The organism is Marinospirillum sp. (assembly GCF_014859565.1).
This window is the reverse complement of record NZ_JACUUA010000362.1, coordinates 1-2,459: the sequence shown is the minus strand read 5'-3', so window position 1 is coordinate 2,459 and position 2,459 is coordinate 1. Positions and strand designations below refer to the sequence as shown.

General features: G+C 54.4%; 1 protein-coding gene and 1 pseudogene. Both read left to right on the top strand.

Annotated elements, in window-relative coordinates; translation table 11 throughout:
* A pseudogene (locus IBX50_RS19660) lies at nucleotides 1-109 on the top strand (3-hydroxyisobutyrate dehydrogenase); the annotation flags it as partial.
* Nucleotides 110-463: 354 nt separating this feature from the next.
* Nucleotides 464-2,356: a propionyl-CoA synthetase gene (locus tag IBX50_RS19655; RefSeq protein ID WP_292258090.1), complete on the top strand. Its 1,893-nt coding sequence runs from the start codon at nucleotides 464-466 to the stop codon at nucleotides 2,354-2,356.
* Nucleotides 2,357-2,459 lie beyond the last annotated feature (103 nt).

The following is a 2,459-nucleotide window of genomic DNA, read 5'->3' as shown; positions in this document are numbered from 1 at the left end:
ATCCTCCATCCCGATGGGTTCACTGGCGCGCAACCTGTTTGCCCTGCACGCCCAGAAAGGCAATGGCGGCCTGGATTTCTCCAGCATCCAGAAGATGTTTGCTGAGTAACTGGTGTTGAGCCATTATCCCGGGCTGCTTCTGCCAGGCAGTCTGCGACTCGGCGTGTTCGGCAATCCCTGCCTCAAACGCCGCGCTGCGCAGTCCCTGCTTCGCTCTTTGCAGACAACCTGACCGCAGCCCTCGGTTTGTAGTTTGAGCCAGGCAGGGAGCGTAGAGACTAGCTGGAGGGGCAGGGTGTTTCCGGGTCAGGCCGTCCGCAACAGGACGTTGCGGCCGGAGCTTACAGGGATGTATTCACGCGTCCTGACCGGGAATGCCCTGTACCCGAAGCGGATCGAATGCACAGCACTGATAGGTGTCAGCAAGCAGTACTGAACAAAAATAAGAAAAAGGTATTTCACCATGCAAGCACAGACCGCACGACAGCGTGCACTTTCAAATCCGACCGCTTTCTGGGCCGAGCAGGCTGATCAGATTGACTGGTACAAAAAGCCTCTGCAGATTCTGCAGGAGAACAGTGACGGTACTCACCGCTGGTTTGCAGATGGTGAGTTAAATTCCTGTTTTCTGGCGCTGGATCGCCATGTTGCAGCAGGCAAGGGTAATCGTATTGCCCTGATTTATGATTCACCTGTCACCAACACCCGCAAGACCTACACCTATCAGGAGCTGCTGGATGCGGTGGCATTGTTTGCCGGTGCACTAAAAGCTCAGGGTGTGGGCAAGGGTGATGGTGTGATCATTTACATGCCCATGGTGCCGGAAGCCGGTATTGCGATGCTGGCCTGTGCTCGTCTGGGTGCAGTGCATTCGGTGGTGTTTGGTGGTTTTGCACCCCATGAGCTGGCGGTGCGTATTGATGACTCCAAACCCAAGCTGGTGCTGACGGCTTCCTGCGGTATCGAATTCACCAAGGTGATTGAATATAAACCACTGGTGGATGCTGCGATTGAAGAAGCCAGCCATAAACCGGAAAAAGTCATTCTGCTGCAGCGTCCCCAAGCCAAGGCTGAAATGCAAGCCGGGCGGGATCTGGATTGGTATGAAATCCAGCAGGGAGTGCAGCCTGCAGCTTGTGTGCCGGTGGTGGCAACTGATCCGTTGTACATCATGTACACCTCCGGCACTACCGGCAAACCCAAGGGTGTGCTGCGTGAAAACGGCAGTCATGCCGTGGCGCTGAACTTTGCCCTGCGTCATGTTTACAACATGCAGGATGGGGATGTCTGGTGGGGCATTTCTGATATCGGCTGGGTGGTGGGGCATTCTTTTATCATCTACGCCCCGCTGATGGGTGGTTGCACTACGGTGTTTTATGAAGGCAAACCGGTGCGTACTCCCGATGCCGGGGCTCTCTGGCGGGTGATTCAGGATTATGGTGTCAACGGCATCTTCTGCGCACCAACAGCTTTTCGTGCCGTGCGCAAGGAAGACCCGGAAGGTGAGTTGTTCCGCCAGTATGACGTGTCTTCACTGAAGCATATTTTTGTGGCCGGAGAAAAACTCGATTCCCCGACCTATCACTGGCTGCGGGAAATGTCACAAAAGCCGGTGTTTGACCACTGGTGGCAGACGGAAACCGGCTGGCCGGTGACTGCACCGCTGACCGGCATGGGTGAAGATGATCTGCGTGTCGGTTCCACCAACCGAGGTGTACCGGGTTATGACGTGCAGGTGCTGCGCCCAGACGGTTCGCAGGCTGACCCGGATGAAATGGGCTCCATTGCCATCAAGCTGCCTTTGCCGCCCGGTGTGGCTCAGACCCTCTGGGGTGACCATGATCGTTACCTGAAGTCTTATCTTGGCACCTTCCCAGGTTATTACCACACAGGGGATGGTGGTTACATCGACAAGGACGGCTTTGTGTACATCATGGGACGTACCGATGATGTGATTAACGTCTCCGGACATCGTTTGTCTACCGGTGAGATGGAAGAGGTAGTGGCAACCCATCCTGCGGTTGCAGAGTGTGCGGTAATTGGTGTTTCAGATGAGCTGAAAGGCCAGTTACCGGTTGGACTGATCCTTTTGAAGGATGGTGCAGCTATCAGTCCAGAGCAGTTGGAGAGAGAGCTGGTGGCGCTAGTGCGTCAGAAGATTGGTGCACTGGCGTGTTTCCAAAAGGCGCTGGTGGTTAAGCGCCTGCCAAAAACCCGTTCCGGCAAGATTTTGCGTGCCATTCTGCGCAAGATTGCCGAGGGTGAAGACTATGCACCACCTTCAACCATTGATGACCTGTCGATTCTGCCGGAGATTGGTGAGTCACTGAAAGCGGCTGGAGTGATTAAAAACTGATACCGGTTAAGTAATCGCAAAAAAATCCAAAACAGTGCTTGTCGAACCTGTCTTTATGGTTTACGTTTACGTCAAGGTCATAGATGACCGGTTTGATAAGCTC

Excerpts from the sequence above, each read along its gene's own strand:
- IBX50_RS19655 (WP_292258090.1), top strand. The coding sequence starts at position 464 with ATGCAAGCACAGACCGCACGACAGCGTGCACTTTCAAATCCGACCGCT.